General features: G+C 51.9%; 18 protein-coding genes and 1 tRNA gene. 12 read left to right on the top strand and 7 right to left on the bottom strand.

Annotated features, from left to right (window positions below):
* Nucleotides 1-58 precede the first annotated feature (58 nt).
* From C812_RS10805 to C812_RS10795, 3 genes are read right to left on the bottom strand one after another with little or no spacing between them, the layout of a single operon-like run.
* Nucleotides 59-844, bottom strand: a complete 786-nt coding sequence (locus tag C812_RS10805) for a lipase family protein (RefSeq protein WP_016312699.1) — start codon at nucleotides 842-844, stop codon at nucleotides 59-61.
* Between the two features lie 56 nt (nucleotides 845-900).
* Nucleotides 901-2,277, bottom strand: coding sequence for a sensor histidine kinase (locus C812_RS10800; protein ID WP_016312698.1), 1,377 nt, complete (start codon nucleotides 2,275-2,277; stop codon nucleotides 901-903).
* Nucleotides 2,274-2,987 (bottom strand): response regulator transcription factor, encoded by a 714-nt coding sequence (locus tag C812_RS10795; protein ID WP_016312697.1) that lies wholly within the window; start codon nucleotides 2,985-2,987, stop codon nucleotides 2,274-2,276. Before C812_RS10795 ends, C812_RS10800 begins: the two co-directional genes overlap by 4 nt.
* 156 nt (nucleotides 2,988-3,143) lie before the next feature.
* On the opposite strand from C812_RS10795, the gene C812_RS10790 reads away from it, so the two are divergent.
* The 8 genes from C812_RS10790 (at nucleotide 3,144) to C812_RS10755 (ending at nucleotide 11,953) form a co-directional block, all read left to right on the top strand.
* Complete coding sequence (locus tag C812_RS10790) at nucleotides 3,144-3,749, top strand: hypothetical protein (protein ID WP_208855753.1); 606 nt, start codon at nucleotides 3,144-3,146, stop codon at nucleotides 3,747-3,749.
* A gap of 217 nt (nucleotides 3,750-3,966) precedes the next feature.
* Nucleotides 3,967-4,164: a hypothetical protein gene (locus tag C812_RS10785; RefSeq protein WP_016312695.1), complete on the top strand. Its 198-nt coding sequence runs from the start codon at nucleotides 3,967-3,969 to the stop codon at nucleotides 4,162-4,164.
* Between the two features lie 42 nt (nucleotides 4,165-4,206).
* On the top strand, nucleotides 4,207-5,109 hold the full coding sequence (locus C812_RS10780; RefSeq protein ID WP_016312694.1) for a GNAT family N-acetyltransferase: 903 nt from the start codon (nucleotides 4,207-4,209) through the stop codon (nucleotides 5,107-5,109).
* 88 nt (nucleotides 5,110-5,197) lie between these two features.
* Nucleotides 5,198-6,757: a response regulator transcription factor gene (locus C812_RS10775; RefSeq protein ID WP_016312693.1), complete on the top strand. Its 1,560-nt coding sequence runs from the start codon at nucleotides 5,198-5,200 to the stop codon at nucleotides 6,755-6,757.
* Between the two features lie 3 nt (nucleotides 6,758-6,760).
* Nucleotides 6,761-8,581: a cache domain-containing sensor histidine kinase gene (locus tag C812_RS10770; protein ID WP_016312692.1), complete on the top strand. Its 1,821-nt coding sequence runs from the start codon at nucleotides 6,761-6,763 to the stop codon at nucleotides 8,579-8,581.
* Between the two features lie 199 nt (nucleotides 8,582-8,780).
* Nucleotides 8,781-10,133: an ABC transporter substrate-binding protein gene (locus tag C812_RS10765; RefSeq protein ID WP_016312691.1), complete on the top strand. Its 1,353-nt coding sequence runs from the start codon at nucleotides 8,781-8,783 to the stop codon at nucleotides 10,131-10,133.
* Nucleotides 10,134-10,236: 103 nt separating this feature from the next.
* Nucleotides 10,237-11,133, top strand: a complete 897-nt coding sequence (locus C812_RS10760) for a carbohydrate ABC transporter permease (protein ID WP_016312690.1) — start codon at nucleotides 10,237-10,239, stop codon at nucleotides 11,131-11,133.
* On the top strand, nucleotides 11,126-11,953 hold the full coding sequence (locus C812_RS10755; RefSeq protein WP_016312689.1) for a carbohydrate ABC transporter permease: 828 nt from the start codon (nucleotides 11,126-11,128) through the stop codon (nucleotides 11,951-11,953). The genes C812_RS10760 and C812_RS10755 overlap by 8 nt, the downstream gene beginning before the upstream one ends.
* 15 nt (nucleotides 11,954-11,968) lie before the next feature.
* Here C812_RS10755 and melA read toward each other — a convergent pair whose 3' ends face one another.
* Nucleotides 11,969-13,267 carry an alpha-glucosidase/alpha-galactosidase gene (melA, locus tag C812_RS10750; protein ID WP_016312688.1) on the bottom strand — a complete coding sequence of 433 codons (1,299 nt, stop codon included), beginning with the start codon at nucleotides 13,265-13,267 and terminating at the stop codon, nucleotides 11,969-11,971.
* A 155-nt stretch (nucleotides 13,268-13,422) separates the two neighbouring features.
* On the opposite strand from melA, the gene C812_RS10745 reads away from it, so the two are divergent.
* Entirely contained in the window at nucleotides 13,423-14,283 is an 861-nt protein-coding gene (locus tag C812_RS10745; protein ID WP_016312687.1) for a helix-turn-helix transcriptional regulator, read from the top strand.
* A gap of 63 nt (nucleotides 14,284-14,346) precedes the next feature.
* Here the strand turns inward: C812_RS10745 and C812_RS10740 are convergent, their stop codons facing one another.
* On the bottom strand, nucleotides 14,347-15,537 hold the full coding sequence (locus C812_RS10740) for an ROK family protein (RefSeq protein WP_016312686.1): 1,191 nt from the start codon (nucleotides 15,535-15,537) through the stop codon (nucleotides 14,347-14,349).
* 200 nt (nucleotides 15,538-15,737) lie between these two features.
* On the opposite strand from C812_RS10740, the gene C812_RS10735 reads away from it, so the two are divergent.
* Nucleotides 15,738-15,822, top strand: a tRNA-Leu gene (locus tag C812_RS10735).
* Between the two features lie 72 nt (nucleotides 15,823-15,894).
* Here the strand turns inward: C812_RS10735 and C812_RS10730 are convergent.
* Both C812_RS10730 and C812_RS10725 read right to left on the bottom strand, forming a co-directional pair.
* A complete protein-coding gene (locus tag C812_RS10730) occupies nucleotides 15,895-17,229 on the bottom strand; it encodes a sensor histidine kinase (protein ID WP_016312685.1) in 1,335 nt (444 codons plus the stop codon).
* A gap of 1 nt (nucleotide 17,230) precedes the next feature.
* The gene (locus tag C812_RS10725; RefSeq protein ID WP_016312684.1) at nucleotides 17,231-17,917 is read right to left on the bottom strand and encodes a response regulator transcription factor; all 687 of its coding nucleotides are present in this window, start codon (nucleotides 17,915-17,917) and stop codon (nucleotides 17,231-17,233) included.
* Nucleotides 17,918-18,193: 276 nt separating this feature from the next.
* Here C812_RS10725 and C812_RS10720 point away from each other — a divergent pair, with 276 nt between their 5' ends.
* Together C812_RS10720 and C812_RS10715 are read left to right on the top strand one after the other, a co-directional pair.
* Nucleotides 18,194-19,228: a DJ-1/PfpI family protein gene (locus tag C812_RS10720; protein WP_016312683.1), complete on the top strand. Its 1,035-nt coding sequence runs from the start codon at nucleotides 18,194-18,196 to the stop codon at nucleotides 19,226-19,228.
* Between the two features lie 43 nt (nucleotides 19,229-19,271).
* Nucleotides 19,272-19,910, top strand: a complete 639-nt coding sequence (locus tag C812_RS10715; protein ID WP_016312682.1) for a DUF2306 domain-containing protein — start codon at nucleotides 19,272-19,274, stop codon at nucleotides 19,908-19,910.
* Nucleotides 19,911-20,013: the final 103 nt, after the last annotated feature.

Here is a 20,013-nt window from a genome sequence, read left to right as displayed (position 1 = left end):
ATAAATCCAAAAGCCGCTAACCTGGCATATGTTGCCGGGCAGCGGCTTTTTTCTGTACTCAGGTGGGTTCTGGAGAGAAGCCTGGGCTTACAGTGGATAAATATTGGGCGTAACCCGGATCGAGCCTCGCCAGCTCAGCAAAATAGCTCCCAATTCCATGATTGGTAGATAATGAAGTATCGGCAAAGTACAAGGGATACGAGACGGGGACATGTCGGTAGTAGTAGGTTTTTCCTTGTTTGGGCAGCTTGAACACGGTTGGAGGGATGTGAGTCACCGCATCAAATTCATTATGAATCCGGTAACTGTTGGGGACCTGCTTCGCAAAAGCTTGCACGAAATCCGGATCACCAACGCGAGGAGAACCAAACGTAAACAGGACGGGAACCCGGTTCGTATTTGCGGCGAGATCCATTGCACATAACGTTGCCAATGCGGCTCCCAGGCTGTGGCCCGTAAGATATAACGTTCTGTCCTCCGGCAACTGGCGCAGCGCGGAGTGAATCTGGCGGCGGGCCGATCCATATATACCGGTAAATCCCCGGTGCGTAAGGCCGGCATCCTTGGCCCACTTGAATTTCTGCTGCGTTGCGATGGCATCGGCGATCCAGTTGGAAGCCGAGCTGGTTCCCCGGAAGGCGATGATGATCTCGTCCGTCGATTGCCAAATAAAACCAAAGCGCTCCCATTGTCCAAGCAAGGATTTCGCTTCAAGGGGTTCGAACAGCGTATACGGCGGCGGGAGGACAAACGTACCGTCCGGATTTGTGAATTGCGCATAGGTTTGGCCGCAGACGGCGGCCAGGAACAACGCCCGTTGAACTTGGGCTTGGTTTAATTCCATCTTACATCCTCCCTTCGCTCCTGCTTCCAATATATTAAGAGCAAAGAGGGAAGATGCTACAGAGCCGGGAGGGTAACCGAAAACAAAGCGCCCCCGTGCGTTTGGTTGGCGGCCTCAATCCGACCGCCGCAGCGTTCAACGATCGCTCGGGAGATGGCGAGTCCTAATCCGTTTTCGCCTTCTTTTCCTTTCACGAAGCGGTGGAAGAGGTGCGGCAGCAGCTCCTCGGAAATTCCCCTGCCATCGTCGGTAACCGTGATTCTCACCTGATCTTGATCTACGCTGACGCGGATAGTGATCGCCCGGTCGGCATGTCTGGCGGCATTGGCGACCACGTTCAGCAGGGCTTGCGACAGTTTGTCCGGGTCGGCGCTTACGGCCACCTGTTCCGCGGCTTCGTCCGCATACTCGATCGCCAACTGGAGGTCCCTGTCTTGCAGCAGCGGATTGACGCGTTCCACGGTCTCCTCCAGCAACTCTTGAATCGCAACTTTTGCCGGATGGAAAATATCCGCCTCGCTATCCAGCTTCGCGAGCAGCGTCATCTCCGAGACGATCCGCTTCAACCGGCCGCTTTCGCTTAAGATGATATCTAATCCTTTTTGCGACTGCTCCCCTTCAAAGACGCCGTCACGGATCGCTTCCGCATATCCTGAAATCGACATCAGCGGGGTTTTCAACTCATGGGACGCGTTCTGAAAAAATTGCTTCTGCACTTGGATATAGCGGTCCAATTCCCCGGCCAAATCATACACGGACTGAGCAACGATCCCGATCTCGCCCCCGGCTTGAATGTGCCTGACTTCCGCGAACCGGCGTTCCTTCACTTTCTTCAGTTCATCCCGCAACTTCATCAGCGGGTTGATGAGCTTGCGTGTAATGACGAGGCTCAGCAGCAGGACAAGCAAGGCACCGATTCCAAGCACGATCAGCAACCGGACGTATAAGGCCCGTTCGATCGCGCTGACAGTGCTTTTGGGGGTGACGAGCGTCAAGGTTCCCTGGGGCAGGGCACGGACCGCAACGATATAACGGTTGTCCTCCCCATCCTGCAGTGCCTGCAGCTTTTTCGCGTCAAGCGGATCGGTTCCGGTGATCGTAATGGACTCCGCAGCGATCCCGCGAGTTACCGAAGGCTGGGAGGGGAGGGTTCTGGACAGAACCTTCCCTTCAGAATCCGCGAAAATCGCTTGGACTCCGTAAGCGAGAGGGACGTCGGATTCTTGCCAAGCCGCACGGTTTAAGGGCAGTTCGGCCGGAAGGAGCTGATGTTCCATGCTGATTGCCACGCTGGCGCTGAGGGTATTCATTTCCTGCTTTTTCGCTTCGATTAAATGGTCCAGGAGAACGTAATGAATGATGACGGCGGTAGCTCCCAGGATCACGGCCAACAGCAATCCAAACGCCAGGTTAATTTGATGGACTAATTTCATGAGGGATCCCCACCTTCCATACGCATGCGATATCCGTGTCCCCAAACAGCTTCGACGGGGAGGTTTTCGATTTTTTTGCGCAGACGTTTAATGAGATGGTCCACTGCCCGATCGCTGCCGAAATAATCGTCGCCCCAGACCAAAACCAGCAATTCTTCCCGGGTAAACGCACGGTTCGGATGCTCTGCGAACGCTTGGAGCAAAGAAAATTCCTTAAAGGTCAGGTCGACCTCCTGTTTATCCCAGAACACGCGTCGCTCATCCAGCAGCAACTGCAGCGGGCCGAGTTCCAGCATGGATTTGCTGTTGTTGGCTTCGACCGGCACATCGGAGGTTCGCAGCTTGTCCCAACGCTGCAAATGCCTTTTCACCCGAGCAACTAGCTCTCTAGGGCTGAAAGGCTTAACCAAATAATCGTCGCTGCCGAATTCGAGCCCCATGATCTTATCCACTTCGCTGTCTTTGGCGGAAATCATGACGATAGGGACGTCGGCTTCTTCCCGGATTCGGCGGCACAGCTCATACCCGTCCATTCCCGGCAGCATGATGTCGAGAACCCAGAGATCGGGCGGGTCGTTCCGCCATAACGCCCAGGCTTCCTCGGCGGTGGCCACCCCGAGGGTGCGGTAATTTTCTTTCACCAAATAGGCTTCCACAAGATTACGGATATGCTGATCATCGTCCACGACGGCGATAAAATAGTCGTTCATGCGTTTAACACCCCTTCCCGTCATATTATACCAACGGCGTCTCCACTTGCGGCTGCTGCCATCGTTTTTCCATAATTCCACCAAACTCCTGACATCACTTAGGGATACACTTGGACGTGCAAGACAAAATCCCAATCAAGGAGTGTGTTTCTGATGATGAACCTTAGTAACCGAAAGATCTTGCAAAACATCGCCTTGTCGACGCTGCTGGTATCGGCGATCGCCGGTCCCACGGCAGCAAGTGCCAAGGAAGCGGCAGGTCCGGACGAGGTCGCTCAAACGGTGGCCATCCCGGCGATTGCGACGGTGAAGTTCGAGGATCCGGCAGCCCTCGCCAAACAATATGCACCGGAAACGGCCACAGCTTGGAGTAATCTCTTGAAAAAATACGAGGAGCTTGCCGTAAAATCCACACCCACTGCCATAGATATCAAACTGGCTCCAACCCCAAATGGAACTGTTCCGGCGGATGGACAAGGAGTCCAATTCATTAACGTGACGAAGGGGCAGGAAGGCTTCGCGGTGAAACTAAAGGGAGGGCTTCACATCACGGGAGCTGGAGTTCCAGAAGGAACCCGCAAGGGCGAAATGGTGACGTTGACTACGGTTACCCCGATTGCGGATGATTTGCTTCAAGGTCAAATCGATTTGGGGAAAGCGGTGGAGTCGAAGGACACGAAAGCCATCCAGTCGGCTCTGGCCGATTTGTTCGAATTGTATGAGGCGGAAATCGCCAAGCTGGAGCAAGTGAAGTCCGAGTAACCAAGAGGTTGTTGTTGCGAGGAAAAAGGTTGGAAGCATAGAACGCGAGGATATATCTTCGTGATAGAGGCAAAACCCCTGACCTATATGGTTATGGGGTTTTTGTTATGGCGGGAGACCAGCGAGCGGGAAAATTCATCCTCGCGGGTGCGCGATCGTCCCGGTGTTATTATAATAGGGACAACAACTCCTATAGGAAGGTAAAGGGTGTGGCTGTATGATGTGGTTAATTCTAATCATTGTTCTGATCTTGGCATTTGGATTGATTGCGACGATAAGGATCGGACAATCGCAAAGCAACCGGGAGGAAAATTCGCGTTATACCCAACAAACGGGCCAGAATTGGCTCCGCCTGGGCGTGATGTACGCTATCGGTGTGCTGGCGGTTGTGTTAGTCTTAATCCTGTTCATGTAATTTGATCATTTTTATATCGAAGTTACGAATGGAGGAACAACCATGGATACGCGGATATTGGCCCTTAGCCCGGAGCGCCTGGAGGACTTCAAGGCGTATTGTCGCAAGCATGGCCAGGTGGTGGACGATTCCTTTCTGTATGAGGAGGATTTAGCGGAGTTCCAAATTCACGAGGAGCATCCAACCTATCTCGCCGTGAATGGAGAGGGGGAAGTGGTTGGGGCGGCCTCGATGATTGCCGACGCGTATCAGCGCAGGGGGAAGCAGGCGCGTTTTCGGATTTTTCACACCGAGACGGAAGATACGGCGGTGTATCGCCGCTTGCTTGATGAGATTGTGAAACATGGCGAAGGTTTGGCCAGTATGTTTATCTTTGTGCCGTCGGTGAACCCCGGACTGATGGAGCGCGTTGCGCAGTTAGGTTTTCAGGTGGAGCGGTACTCCTTCCTGCTGGTGAACGAGCCGCTGCAGCCTGCGCCCTATGAGTTGCCGGAAGGTTACCGCCTCCGCGCGTTTCGTCCCGGGGAGGACGAGGAGGCCTGGTGCACCGTGCGGAATGCCGGCTTCGCCCAGTTAAAGGGCAGCCAGACGCCAATCACCCAGGACATGGTGGCGAAGTATTCCGGGGAGGTGGATTATCTAAACGGCGGCATGCTGTTCCTGGTGCACGAGGAACGGCCCGTCGGCATCGTTCGGTGCTCGGATGACGAGTACCTGGATGCGCCGATTATGAATATCGGATCCTTGGCCCTCCTCCCCGAATATCAAGGGAAGGGACTGGGCCGCCTTCTGCTGCGCCGGGCCTTGGAGTTTGGCCGGGAGAACGGATATGCCCGGGCTATCTTATGCGTGAATGCGGAAAATGAACGGGCGAAGGCATTGTATCTACAGGAAGGGTTCAGAGAGACGGAATATGCGGTGAACTATCGGCTCGACCTGCGGTGACGGTGACGCGGTGGGATGGTTCCGCTTCTCTTTTTTCTGTAAACGCTGTCACGACGAGTGGGAATGGTTAAATGCGGAGGGGATGGACATGAGAGAGGTTTGCCGGATCCTGATTGTTGACGATGAGCTATTGGTGCGGCAGGGGATTAAGCACCATTTGGATTGGGAGCAGCAGGGATTTCGAATCGTCGGCGAGGCGGCCAACGGCCAGGAGGCGCTAAAGCTGGTGGAGCAGCTGTCGCCTCATATCGTGATTACGGATATCGTCATGCCGGTGATGGACGGGGAGGAGTTCACCCGCGTGCTGAAAGCCCGCTACCCACAGGTCGAGGTGATTGTGCTCAGCAGCTTTGGGGAATTCGAGTATGTTCGGTCCACGTTCCAAAGCGGTGTGGCGGATTACATTCTCAAGCCGAAGATGGAGACGGAGGAGCTTCTGCAGGTGCTGCAAAGAACCGCCCGCAAAATCCCCGGGCTTGCGCTCCAGGAAACCGAGCGCTGGAGCCTGCCGCTGGAGCGCCTGCTGGAGAGGTTGATCGACGGTTACGAGCCGGAGGAGGGGGAAAGCCGGCTGGCGGCAGCTTTCCCCTACGAGCGGTTCCTGCTGACCGGCACGGATGCCGGGTGGATGGCCGGGGAGCCGGAAGGGTATCTGGAGGGACTTGCGGCAGGGCTCGAGAGCCGATTACAGGAGCTGTCTGTTCCGGTGCGGCTCCAAAGTATTGTTACCGGGGACAAACGGTTGCTGATGCTGCTGAATTTTTCCGATGCGGACAGCCAGGAAGTGATTGAGGCGATTCGCGAGTACGCGCGGAACAAGGCGGAGGCGATGCCGGAGACAACGTGGGTGATCGGCAGCGAATTTGCGGAGCTAAACGATTTGGGGAGTATGTATCGGGAGGATTGGCTGAAGCTGCTGAGCTATCGGTTTTATTTTCCGGGGATAACCGTCCTACAGGCGGATGAGTTGCCCCCAGCTCGCGGTCTTCCTGCGTTCGATATGAAGGAATTACTGTCCGGGCTGAAGCGGGGGCAGGCGGAGGAAGTTTTTGCACGAATGCGAGAACTTGCCGCCGAAGCGGCCGGTTGTTACTTGCAAACGCCATTTGAATTCAAATCGTTCCTGGGGAATGCGGTCTTCCATGTCACCCTTGCTGCCTTGGAGCTTCATCGTGAGGCGAAGGAACTGGACGGGTTAAAATACGCTTACTTCAAAGCGATCGATGAAGCGCAGGATGCGACGGGTGCTCTGCAGGCGTTTAACACGTTCTTAAGCGAAGTAGAATCGATCGTTGCCGCCCGCGTTCCGCTCCCCGGCGACGGTAACATGAAGCTGCTGCTCGACTATATCGACGAGCACTATGGCGAGCCGCTCACCTTAACCTCGCTTAGCCGGCATTTTCATTTTAATCCGTCGTATTTATCGAGTTATTTCTCTGCTCACAATGATGAGGGGTTCAGCGAATATTTGAACCGGGTTCGGATTGCCAAGGCGATGGAACTGCTGCGTTCAGATGGATTGCCGATCTCGGAAATCGGCAGCCGCGTCGGTTATTCGGACCCGAGTTATTTCACCAAAGTGTTCAAAAAACATACGGGATTGTCGCCGCGGGAATACCGGCGGCAGCAGCTCGCCAAGAGGGGATGACGGATGAAGTTGATCGAAAAATTTCGCCGCAGCCGTCTGATTTCCAAACTGTTCATCGTCATGACCGTCAGCATCGTTGCCGTGTGTCTGCTCACCTCATTGATCACCATCCGCATGGCGGAGCGGCTGTTCGCTGAGACGTTCAGTATCACCAACGGGAAGGTATTAAATCAGATCAATACTGGACTGGAATCATTTAACGATTCCGTCGTTAATGCCGTCACGTTTGCCTCGCAAAGCGGTTCGGTGAAGACGTATCTCACCGGCGGGGATACGAATTCGGTGGCGATGTCGAAGGTTTACTACCGCATGGCGGAGCAGATGGAGCAAATCTCGTCCAATCTGGGGGCATATGATGTTGCTGTCACCATTATCGGGGTTAATGGGCGCAGCTATTCCACCGATCCGTATTATTGGCCGGCGTCGCCGCAGGATCTTTCCGACGATCCGTTAACCCGCCAAGCTGCCGCCGAGCCGCTGCGAGTGTTGTACCAATACGATGAGCGGGACGGGAAAGCGGGCAAGGAACGGTTTATTGTGGCTACGAAAGCGTTGGTCGACCGAACCGGCGGGCTTAGTTACGGGATGCTCTATATCGCGATACGGGAGTCAGAGTTTCGGCGTTTTTTTGCCAACTTTACCAGCAACGGCAACGATGTTTTGGTGCTCGATCCTTCTGGAGTCGTGGTCTCCAGCAACCGCACGGAGCTGATCGGCGGCAAGTCGCCGGAGCTGCTACGCGATGTGGAGACGCTGAAGCGCGACCAGCTCGATTATTTAAACGGTACAGCGTTTGGTCAAGATGCCATCATTCTGGCGAATGAGCTTCCGCCTTATCATTTCTATCTAGTGAATCTGATCGACCGGCAGTACACCGCCGGGCAGATCATGAACATCCGCCAACTGGCGCTGATCTGCTTGACTATCATTGGCGCTGCGCTGCTAGTTGTGTTCGTGATCTCACGCCGATTAACGCTGTCGTTAACCCGTTTGGTTCGGCTGATGTCGACCATCACAAAGAAGGATTTCCGCAATTATATCGCTGTCAGCGGCAGTTATGAGGTAAGAGAGCTGAGCAAGGCGTTTAACTATATGCTGGACGAACTGAACGATTATGTGCACCGGCTGCTGGAGACGCAGAAGGAGCAGCGGAACGCCGAGCTCGCCGCATTGCAGCGGCAGATCAACCCGCATTTTCTTTACAATACACTCGCTTCGATCAAGTTGTTGGTGCAGAAGGGCAATAAGGAGACGGCCGCCGAGACGATTAATGCGCTGATCTCCCTGCTGCAAAATACGATCAGCAATGCCAACGAAACGATCACGATCGAGCAGGAACTGGAGAACTTGAAAAACTACGTATTTATTAAACAAGTCCGGTACGGCGACCGAATCAAGGTAAGCTATTTCGTGTCGCCTGACTGTATGCATTGCAAGGTCCCGAAGCTGATGCTTCAGCCGTTTATCGAAAACGCCTTTTTCCATGCGTTTAACGTCAAAACCGAAGGGACGATCTACATCCTGATCTCGAGAACAGAGCACACGCTTGTGTGCGAAGTGGCAGACAACGGGGACGGGATGGAAAATGGCGGACAAGAACTAATGCTGGAGCAGCACACTTCTGACGAATCAGTTTCGGGTACTTCCAAGGGGCGGAGACGGAAGCCTGCGGGTATCGGTATTCAGAACGTTAATCACCGAATCAAGCTGTTGTACGGAGAGTCCTACGGTGTACAGATCTCCAGTGTTAAAGGGCAAGGGACGCAAATTCGCATTGTGCTCCCGTTAATGGAGGAAACGGACGTTACCGGGGATGCGGTCTAAAGATTTTTCCATTTTCCAAAAAAAAGACCACTGCCGCGAAAGCCCCTCCTTCACACGGACAAGAAAATCACCAAACCACACAAAGATATTCCTAACGGCCGGTTCAACCGCAATGCTATCCTAAAAGCGAGCAAAAGGAAGCGCTTACTTATGAGTTGAAAGCGCTGCCCATCATTAAACATGAGGGGGATGAACCGAAATGAGAAAAAGCTTGATTGTGCTGCTAGCCAGTTTACTGCTAACGCTGGTGGTGTCTGCTTGTTCCGGAGGTTCCGGAACTTCAGGAAACGGTGGGAACGCGGCAAATCCAGGCAATTCAGCCGATTCGAGTGCAGGAGACGGCGTGGGAGCGTCGCAAGGCAGCCAGGAAATCACAGTTTGGGCTTGGGATCCCAACTTCAACATTGCGGCATTGAACCTGGCCAAAGAACGCTATGAAGCGAAGCATCCCGACGTGAAGGTGAACATCGTAGAATATGCGCAGGACGATATCGTGCAGAAGCTGAACACCGGGCTCAATTCGGGAACAACCAAAGGGCTGCCCAATATTGTGCTGATTGAAGACTACCGGGCGCAAAACTTCCTGCAGGCTTATCCGGATGCATTCCGCGATATGTCTGATGTGATCAAAGCAGAGGATTTCGCCGAGTACAAAATCGGGCCAACCAGCTATAACGGCAAGCAATACGGCGTTCCGTTCGATTCCGGAGCAACAGGGCTGTATGTGCGGACGGATTACCTGGAGCAGGCAGGTTATACCTTGGACGATGTAACGAACATCAATTGGAACCAATATATCGAAATCGGCAAGAAGATCAAGGAAGTTACCGGCAAAGATATGCTGACTCAAGATCCCAATGACCTCGGGTTAATTCGGGTGATGGCGCAGTCAGCAGGAGAGTGGTATCTGAAGGAGGACGGCAAAACGCCAAACTTGGCGGACAATCCGGTAATCAAGGAAGCGCTGGAAACGTACAAAGCGATGTTTGATGCGAATATCGTCAAGATGAATTCGGACTGGAGCCAATTCCTGGCGGCCTTTAACAACGGAGATGTCGCGACCGTGCCTACAGGTAACTGGATTACGCCGTCCGTGAAAGCCGAGGCCTCCCAATCCGGCAAATGGGCGGTTGTCCCAACGCCGAAACTCGCGGGCAGCGCCAATTCCGTGAACGCCTCGAGCCTTGGCGGCAGTTCATGGTATGTCATGAACCTGGACGGTCAGGACGCGGCAGCGAATTTCCTCGCGGAAACGTTTGGTTCGGACAGCGAATTCTACTCCCTGCTGCTGGAGAAGATCGGTGCGATTGGTTCGCTGAAGGCAGCCTCCAGCGGTTCTGCTTATGATAAAGCCGATGATTTCTTTGGCGGCCAGAAGATTTATGCAGATTTCGCGAAGTGGACGGAAGAAGTGCCTAAGGTCAATTACGGGCTGCACACCTATGCGATTGAGGACATTCTGGTCATCGAAGTCCAAAATTACTTAAACGGCAAAGATGTGGACAGCGTCATGCGCGACGCTCAAGCTCAGGCTGAATCCCAGCTGCAATAAGCGAAGCGAAAGGAACCAGTGAAACCTTGGGCTGTTCCCAGTTCCAAGGTTTCACTGGTTCTGAGGCGGCCTTGCGGACTACAAAGAGAAGGAGATGAAATCAATGAGAGCATCCGGGCCTGCACTTCGCTTGCGCTGGAAAACATCGATTGTCGGTTGGTCTTTTGTCCTTGTTGCGGTGCTGATGATCGCTTGGTTTTATTTCTATCCGATGATCCAAGCTTTCATCCTGTCGCTGCAAACCGGCACCGGTTCGAATCTGACCTATCACGGGCTGGGGAATTACCGGCGGTTGTTTACAGACTCCATGTTCCTGACCGCGGTCAAAAATACATTGATTTACCTGGTTGTTCAGGTGCCGATCATGGTGTTGTTGGCTTTGGTGCTGTCCGTCGTGTTAAATGACCGGAATTTGAAGTGGAAAGGCTTCTTCCGCACGGCGATTTTCCTGCCTTGCATCACGTCACTGGTCGCGTACTCGGTCATTTTCAAGTATCTGTTTGCAGGCGACGGATTAGTGAATCTGATGCTGCTGCATTTGCACCTCATATCCGAACCGATCCCCTGGATCACCGACCCGTTCTGGGCGAAGGTGACGATCATTATCGCGATCACTTGGCGTTGGACCGGATATAACATGATTTTTTACCTATCAGGGATTCAAAATATCGAGCCGACGATTTACGAAGCGGCCAAAATCGACGGGGCGTCGGCGGTGACGCAGTTTTTCCGGATTACGATTCCGCTCCTGAAACCGATCATCTTGTTTACTTCAATCACTTCGACCATCGGCACGTTGCAGCTGTTCGACGAAGTGATGAACATTACGCAGGGCGGACCTGGGAACGCCAGCTCTACGATCTCGCAGTACATCTACAATCTCTCGTTTAAATACTCGGCAAATTTCGGGTATGCGGCAACGGTGTCGTATTCCATTGTCGTGATGATCATACTCTTATCCATCATCCAGTTTAAAGTGGCAGGTGATCGCGATGCTTAGAGCGGCCAAACGATTTTCGATGTATGCCTTCCTCGCTGTGGCGGCGTTTGTCTCGATTTTTCCGTTTCTATGGATCATCGTGAGCTCAACGAACCCGTCGGTGGACGTCACCCGGGGCAAGCTGCTGCCAGGCTCCCATTTTATGGTGAACCTGCGCAACCTGATGGATTCGGTTGATATGTTAAATGCGTTGAAAAATTCGCTGGTCGTTTCCGTCTCCACGACGCTGCTGGCCTTGTTGATCGCTTCATTGGCGGGGTATGGCTTCGAGATTTACCGCAGTAAAGCGAAGGACATCGTATTTAATGTGCTGCTGCTGTCGATGATGTTGCCCTTTGCAGCTTTGATGGTGCCGCTTTATCGCATGTTCGGCCGCATTACCAATCTGTTGCCCTTGATCGGCATCGATACGCTGGCCGCGGTAGTGCTGCCAACCATGACGACGGCGTTTCTGATTTTCTTCTTCCGCCAGAGCACCAAGATGTTCCCGAAGGAACTGTTGGAAGCCGGCCGAATAGACGGTTTATCCGAGCTGGGGATGTTCTTCCGGGTTTATGTGCCTACGATGAAAACGACGTATGCGGCAGCGGCGATCATTACGTTTATGAGCAGCTGGAACAACTATATGTGGCCGCTGATCGTGCTGCAGACGCCACAGAAGCAGACGGTGCCGCTGCTGATCTCGACGCTGGGTTCCAGCTACTCACCGGATTACGGACTGATCATGCTGGCGATCGTTATTTCAACGCTTCCGACGGCCATTGTATTCTTCGTGATGCAGAAGCATTTTGTGGCCGGGATGATCGGGTCGGTCAAATAATTGAGAGACTCGCCATTAGTGATAAGTTGGCAGCCAATCGCCATGCGCTTCGATTAAGTCATCGCACAATGCGATAATATCATCGATGGACAACTCGGCGGACGTGTGGGGATCGAGCATGGCAGCATGGTAGATATGCTCCCTCTTACGGGTAATCGCCGCTTCGATCGTCAAGAGCTGGGTGTTGATGTTCGTCCGGTTTAACGCAGCGCATTGCGGCGGCAGATTTCCTACATAGGTAGGCGTTACGCCGCTGGCATCCACAAGGCAGGGAACTTCCACGCACGCTTCGGATGGCAGGTTCGGGATCAGCCCTGTGTTCATGACGTTGCCTCCGATCTTAAACGGAACATTGGTTTCAATGGCTTCCATGATGTACGAAGCGTACTCGTGCGTGCGTTCATGCTTCAGCTCCCGGTTGTTCACGAGCTCTTCGCGCATGCGCTCCCAATTCGAGATTTGCTCGACACAGCGGCGCGGGTATTCATCCAGCGGAATTTGGAAACGATCGATCAGTTCAGGGTAATTCCGTTTGATGAAATAGGGATGATATTCAGCGTTATGCTCCGACGATTCGGTCACGTAGTAACCAAATTTCAACATTAATTCGAAACGGACCATATCATGATGCGGCTGCTTTTGCTTCTCTGCCGCAAGTCGTTTGATTTCGGGATAGAGGTCAACGCCGTCCCGGGTAACTTCGAGCAGCCAAGCCATGTGGTTGATGCCTGCGATTTTTGCCTGAACCCCGGTTGCGTCCAGACCTAGGCTGTCGAACAATCCGGGCACGCAAACCTGCACGCTGTGGCAGAGACCCACGGTACGAACCTGGCCATATGTATTCATGACGTTGGTCAACACGGCCATTGGGTTCGTGTAGTTGAGGAACAACGCGTCGGGACACACTTCTCGGATATCTGCGGCAAAGTCCAGCATTACCGGAATGGTCCGCAGATTGCGGAAGATACCGCCGATCCCCACTGTATCGGCTATCGTTTGGCGCAGCCCGTATTTCTTCGGAATCTCGAAATCCGTGATCGTACATGGATCGTATCCGCCGACTTGGATGGCGTTGATCACGTACTTCGCACCTCTCAGCGCTTCCTTCCGATCGGTGTAGGCTTTGACGACACACGTGCTGCCGCTGCTATGCTTCAAATTGGTTAGCATGTTCTCGGAATCTTTGAGGCGCTGCAGGTCGATATCGTACAAAGCCAGCTCGAAGCCTTGCAACGCGGGAGTCAACATACAATCGCCTAGTACGTTTTTTGCGAATACTGTACTTCCAGCCCCGATAAATGTAATTTTGGACATGTTTGATCTCCTCCTTTTTCCTCCTCAATATAGCTTTCCGGCTGATGGAAAGGTATGGAGGAATGAAAGGGAAGTATGGAGGAATGTTGTATTTTGGTCTGCCATCCCTTACGCTAGGGAGAGCAGGCCACTATGCGTTCAGGAGGTTGTGAGGATTGTTTCCCGATCACGACTTGTTTGAAGTCCAGATGAACCCCGATGACCGAGAGCGGGATATCACGATTTTGTTTAGCGGACAAGGGCGGCCGCACCCGAACCATCGCATTGGGCCGTCCGTGCATGACTATTTTTTGCTGCATACGGTGTTTGAAGGGAAGGGGATGTTTACCTGGGGAGGACGGGAATACCCCTGCCAGAAAGGGGATACCTTTGTCATTTTTCCCGAGGGACTGTTCACTTACGAGGCAGATTCGCGGGATCCGTGGCATTACGCATGGGTTGCGTTAAGAGGACCGGGGGTCCTTCGGCAGTTGGCGGATGTTGGCATTACACCGGATAAACCGGTGGTAAGTTCTGAAGAGCCGGAGGAACTACGGGAGTTATACGCTCGGCTGCGATCATCGTTTCGTCAAAGCGACCCTCCGCATTTGGAGAGTCTTGAGGCAGCGGGCTGGATGACGCTGCTGCTGCATCATTTCGGAAGGGTGAATCGGGAGCACCTGCCTCGTAACGCAGCGAAAGAGCCAACGATGATCGACCGGCAGGTAGAGCAGGCGATCCGCTGGTTCCAGCTGCAGTATCCGCAGCAGATCGGTATTGAAGAGCTGGCGCGCAATTTAGGTTACCATCGCGCCCATCTGTTCAGCGCCTTCAAGGCCCGGACAGGACTGTCACCGAAGCAGTACTTAACGAAGGTCAGGATCGAGAAAGCGAAGGAGCTGCTCACCGGCCCGTTAACCATTGACCAAATCGCTTCCTCCGTAGGTTTTAACGATGCGTTATACTTCTCGCGGCTATTTAAGAAATCCACGGGTATGTCCCCTAGTGAATATCGCAGCAGGAGTGGAAGGGGATAGGAGGACAGCGCTCAGAAACATGCAAAAGGCGCTGTGTGCAAACAACGCCTTTTGCGTGATGTTCTAATCCCCTGACCAGCGCTGCAGCACCATCAAGGCGGCTCCTGTGGCTACGGCGGATTCGGTTAGCTGCCCTTGGGTGAAGAGCGGATTATACTGAGGGTAATGGTACGCATTCTGCTTGGCGACCTCCACCGCAGTATCGAAGACGAGCGGGTGCGCGTTGATCAGCGGGCCGCCCAATACAACATATTCAGGGTGTAACGCATTAATCAGATTCGCCAGCCCGGTTCCGAGGCAGACCGCCGTCTCCTGAAATTGTTCCTTAACCAGTGGATCATCCTGCGACAACGCGTCAACCAGAGTCGCGAAGTTGATCTGCTCCGGGGCTAGGCTGGACAAGACGCTGTTGCGGCCGCTCTTCAGCTCTGCACGTACCCGATCTTCCAGCGCAGGCACGGACACGAAAGCCTCCAAGGCACCGGAGTTGCCTTTATTGCGGAGCTTGGGTCCGTTCATCTGAATGATCATTTGTCCAATCGCTCCCTCGGTATCGGCGGCGCCCCGAAGAATCCGGCCTTCTGACATAGCGGCGGACCGGATATTCACGCCGACGTGTACGTAAAGCGCATGGCGGATCGTGTCCGAGCGCAGGGCCCAGTGTTCGCCGATCAGCGCGGTGTTGGCGCCGTTATCTAGCTGGGCCGGGATACCCAATCTCTCTTCAAGCATGGCACAGATCGGGACGTGGCGCCAGGACGGCGCGGGGAACCACTCCGGTTCGAGGATGATGCCATTCTGATGATCCAACGGGCCTACCGCCCCGATGCCCAGGCCCAGTACGTCGGCGGATGTGATGCCATGCTCATGAAGAAACCTTTTGGCCGTATCGGTAACAAGGTCGGCCAGCACCTCCGGTGTCATGTGTTCATCCATTTTCCAACGAGCCAACGACAACGGGGTCAAATGCATATCATACAAACCGAGAACCGAGTAAATTCGGGAAATCTCCAACCCTAAGATATACCGGTACTTCGGATTGGTTTGGAACAAGATTGGCTTGCGGCCGCCGGTCGAGTTCCCCAGCCCGGAGATCACGAGCAGCCCCCGGTTGGTCATCTCCTCCAGGAACCGCGTCATGCTGCTGGGGGTGAGTGAAAATTCGTTCATTAAATCGGCTTTGGAGACGGTGCCGAGAAATGAGATTCGGTCATAAATCTGTTTCTTAATAGAAGGATTGGAATGAGTCAACATTGATTAAGGTCTCCATTTCCAAGTTCATACTGCGGGATATTTTTAGGTATCAAATATAAAGTATAAAGGGAGTTGGAGTGTAAAACCAGCCCCTCTGAACTTTGATCAGAACGATAGATTAAGGATTTTCCTGTTGACTCTCTGAAAAAGAAGTGATAATATATATTCTGTTGCTGCAAATGATTGCATCAACTATTTATGCGGTCGTGGCGGAATTGGCAGACGCGCACGGTTCAGGTCCGTGTGGGCTAACCCCCCGTGGAGGTTCGAGTCCTCTCGACCGCATCACTTCATCAATGACAGGCTCCTGATCTGCTGTTTCTAGCAGAGCAGGAGCCTTTTTGATTACTCAATATCTTAATCAGGCGCAGCTGCAGGCATCCAACCAGTTAGCAGCGCTCCGCCTTCCGAATGGTTACCTGCGGAGAGCTCACCTCCGTGAAGCCTTACAATTCTTTGTGAAATGGTCAGCCCTAATCCGCTGCCTCCAGTTAAACGATTTCTAGATGCTTCACCGCGATATAGAGGTTCAAAAACTCGATGTAGTTCTTCCGAGGAGAAGCCCGGGCCGGTATCACGGATCATAAACTTTATCTTGTTACCTTCTTTATCACATTGAACAACAATTTCACCATGCGAGGGTGTGTGTCTGACGGCATTATCCAACAAATTGTTTATCGCTCGCTCCAATAAATGCAGATCACCGTTAATGAAGCAGTCGTCTGCAGCATGGGTCGAGATCGAGAGGTTCTTTTGGCGAGCTAGCGGACTTAAACTTTCAACCGATTTCAGGATGATGAATTTAAAATCAATCTTCTGATGATGAAGATCCATCTGCACATGCTCCATCTTTGTAAATGTGAACAGGTCCTCTACCAACCGGTCCAATTGCGCCGATTTTTCCTTACAAACCGCCAAATATTTGGTTATTTTATCCGGGGATTGGGCAATGCCTTGCTCCAGACCATCCAAGTAACCTCGTAAGGCGAACAATGGGGTACGCAAATCATGAGCAACAGCTGTAATCACGAATCGGCGCTCTTCTTCCAATTCCGCTTGTTTTTGAAAAGCTTTTTGCATTCCATTCACCATCACTTCGAATGCATCGCGTACCTCAGAGATTTCGGTGATATAGGATCTAGGCAACTCTACGTCCCAATCTCCTGCAGCGATTTTTCTAGCTGCAAAGCTCATCTTTTCGAGAGGCTTTAGAAGAAACCTTCGCATTTCAACACCGACAATAAAAAAAGCTAACAATAGCCCGGTAAATATCGAAATGAACTTAGCCGCATTTGACTTCGGAAGATAAATCATGACCTTTCCAAGTAAATGACCGTCCTCTATAATGGAGAACCGTTCGGTAGAAGGCAATACGCCATGGCTCTGCGGATTAGAACGGTAAATTTCTTGATCTGATGCAGATAGAATAGCCGCTTCCATTTTCGCTTGTTGCAACTCATGATGCAATTGGTTTTGCCAATTCGGATCCCTCCATTTGTCCGAATTGGTTTCGATCAGCCGTACGATCTTCTCGATCCATTGTCCTTGCAGAATCTCGGCTTGAGATCCATTTTTTGCGAAGCTGAGCGTGTTTGTCTCTATGAAGTGTGTTGTCACATAAAAGATCCACGGCACTAGCATTATGAAAAAGAAAAGCAGTAAAGTAAACGAACGAATACGAAGTGTTCTCATCTTAACCTCCCTCGAAGCGATACCCTATTCCCCATACGTTGACTAGGTATTGAGGATGGTTCGGATCGGATTCAATTTTTTCGCGAAGTCGACCGATGTGCACCCGAATCGTATGCCTGTCGCCTACTCCATTCCAAAATTTCGAAAGTATCTGTTCATATGAAAAAACATGCCTGGGGTGTTCGGCAAATAATCGCAATAATTCATATTCCCTCGGGGTGAGCACTATACTCTTCCCATCCACGAACACTTCTCTTGTGGATAGATTTAACTTGATGCGGCCAAAATCCAGGATTCTCTCACTCATTTGCAGTTGGGAAACAGAACGTCGTAGTACAGCTTTAATCCTGGCTACAATTTCACCGGGTGAAGCGGTTTTGACAATATAATCATCACCGCCGAGCGTCAGGCCGCGAATCTTGTCCACATCGTCGCTGCGTGCGCTCAAGAAAAGGATCGGAACGTTACTCTTCTCCCTAATCCGGCGACATAACTCAAACCCGTTTTGACCCGGCATCATGATGTCAAGAACAATACAATGAATGGAATTCTGCTCAAACAATGTCCAAGCTTGAATAGAATCACAAGCGGTTATAACGCGAAAATTTTCGTACTCTAAAAAGTCGCTCAATAGTTCAACAATGCTTTGATCATCGTCTACAACCAGTATGGTACTGATTTCACTCATGAATATCCCACCTTTGAAAACTAGTTTATCATTTAACCCCATGCAACAAACAGAACCACCTAATTTGTGATGATTTGTTTATTGTTTTGTGACCTTTATACAACTTCATTTGAGATACTCGTTTGTTACGATACTTCTTGCCGAGTCGGACAGCAAATATCGCGAGTTAGGGCTTTTCTACGCAAAAAACGGATGAAGGAGGTTGACATATTTCCCAGATACGATCCGCAGCTTCGAGAATCAATCGACTGACTTTGAATATGAGGAGGATTATGGATGTTAACGGTTCAAGTCGTGCTTTTTGATGGCTTTGACCTTCTGGATGCCATTGCGCCTTACGAGGTTTTTTGTGCCGCGGCAATGTATGCTGAACACGCGTTAAGCGTAGAATTCGTCACCGCTGAAGGGCCGAGAATCGTCACCAGCGGCATCAACGGGTTAAAAATTGAAGCGAGCGGCAGACTGAACCCGGAACGTACGGGCATCATTCTCGTACCTGGCGCGTCGGGTGACGTCGAAGGAGATGGGCCGAATTCGCCCCCAGCCATTCTGTCTCGGGCATTGAATACGGAATTGGCTGGATTGATTGAGCGAGCACTCGGGCAAAAAGACATCATCGTTGCCACGGTTTGCGGCGGTTCCCTGTTACTGGCCATGGGGGGGCTCTTGGAGGGCAGACCGGCGGTAACGCATCATCTGGGCATGAATGTACTTGGAGCAACCGGAGCCATTCCCGTTCCTGCACGCGTAGTGGATAGCGGCGATCTGGTTACTAGCGGCGGCGTTACTTCGGGACTCGATGTAGCGCTGTATCTGGTGGAACGCGAGCTTGGACCGCGTATCGCGCACGCGGTAGAGCAGCTGTTCGAATATGAACGGAGAGGAACGGTCTGGCGGGAAGAAGGAAGGGCGCCTAGCTCTCACAAGGCAGAGACCGACGAAGAAACGAACATCGCGACGAACAATACGGGGATGATTTATGATACCTCGGAAATCAAATTACCCGGAGAATCTGAATTCGACGGGGATTGGGATACGACAATTGCTACGCCTGTTGGGAAACTGGAGGTCAAGCTCTCCATTTCCATAAGGAATGGGTTGATCCAAGGCCAGGCCACACAAGGGGATGAGACGGTCGAGTTTATAAACCCCTTACTTCAGGACAATAAGCTTACCTGGTCGCTGCGCGTCACGAAACCTATGCGGTTAAATCTAAAATTCGAAGTTATCGTGCGTGGAGATGACATGATTGGATTCGCCAGGGCCGGCATACTGCCTGCATCCAAATTAACAGGCAAGCGTGTTACCTAACCCATAAATGCGATTTGGCAATTAAAATGAGGGGATGGATCGCATGAAGGAGTGGAAAATATCATACGGCCTTTTGGCCTGCATCAGTATTCTATTTATCCTTTACGCTTTGGTGGCCAATTTTATTATCGATCCCGAAGCAAAGGCGTTTATAAGCCATAAAATCGGCCTGAAGCGCGAACTTAATCTTCCGGTCTGGATCAACGTTATGCACGTTCATGTTGCGTTTGCCTGCATCGCCATGGCGACAGGGTTGCTCAACTTCTCCAACCGCGTCCTTGAAAAAAGCCGCAAGTTCCACCGTATAAACGGCTACGTTTATTTAGTATCCGTCCTTCTTGTCGTGATTACTTCCGGATATATGGCTCCTTATGCTACCGGAGGAAAAATAAGCAGTATGGGGTTCAACGCTCTTAATCTAATATGGCTGTTTATCACCATTACGGCGCTTGTACAAATCAAAAAGAAACGCATCATTCGGCACCGGAACTGGATGATCCGAAGTTACGCCTTTTGTTTTACGAACATGACAATTCATCTCATCACCTCCCTTTTTTATCAGGGATTTGGTCTCATTTACGCTACCAGCTATACAATTGGCGTTTACGGCTCTATTGTGCTGCTGTTGATCATTCCTAACATCATTATCAGAAATATCAATCGATCCAGAAAGGCAGTGTAGGATGAAAAAAATTATAGGAGTACTCATGTCGTTTGTACTAGTTCTATGTCTAGTTACCTCTACAGCAAGTGCGAATTCAACAGAGAATAATGATCCATTCAAA

Source organism: Paenibacillus barengoltzii G22 (assembly GCF_000403375.2).
Lineage (GTDB): Bacteria > Bacillota > Bacilli > Paenibacillales > Paenibacillaceae > Fontibacillus > Fontibacillus barengoltzii.
The sequence above is the reverse complement of the archived record's forward strand: the minus strand, read 5'-3'. Positions and strand labels throughout refer to the sequence as shown.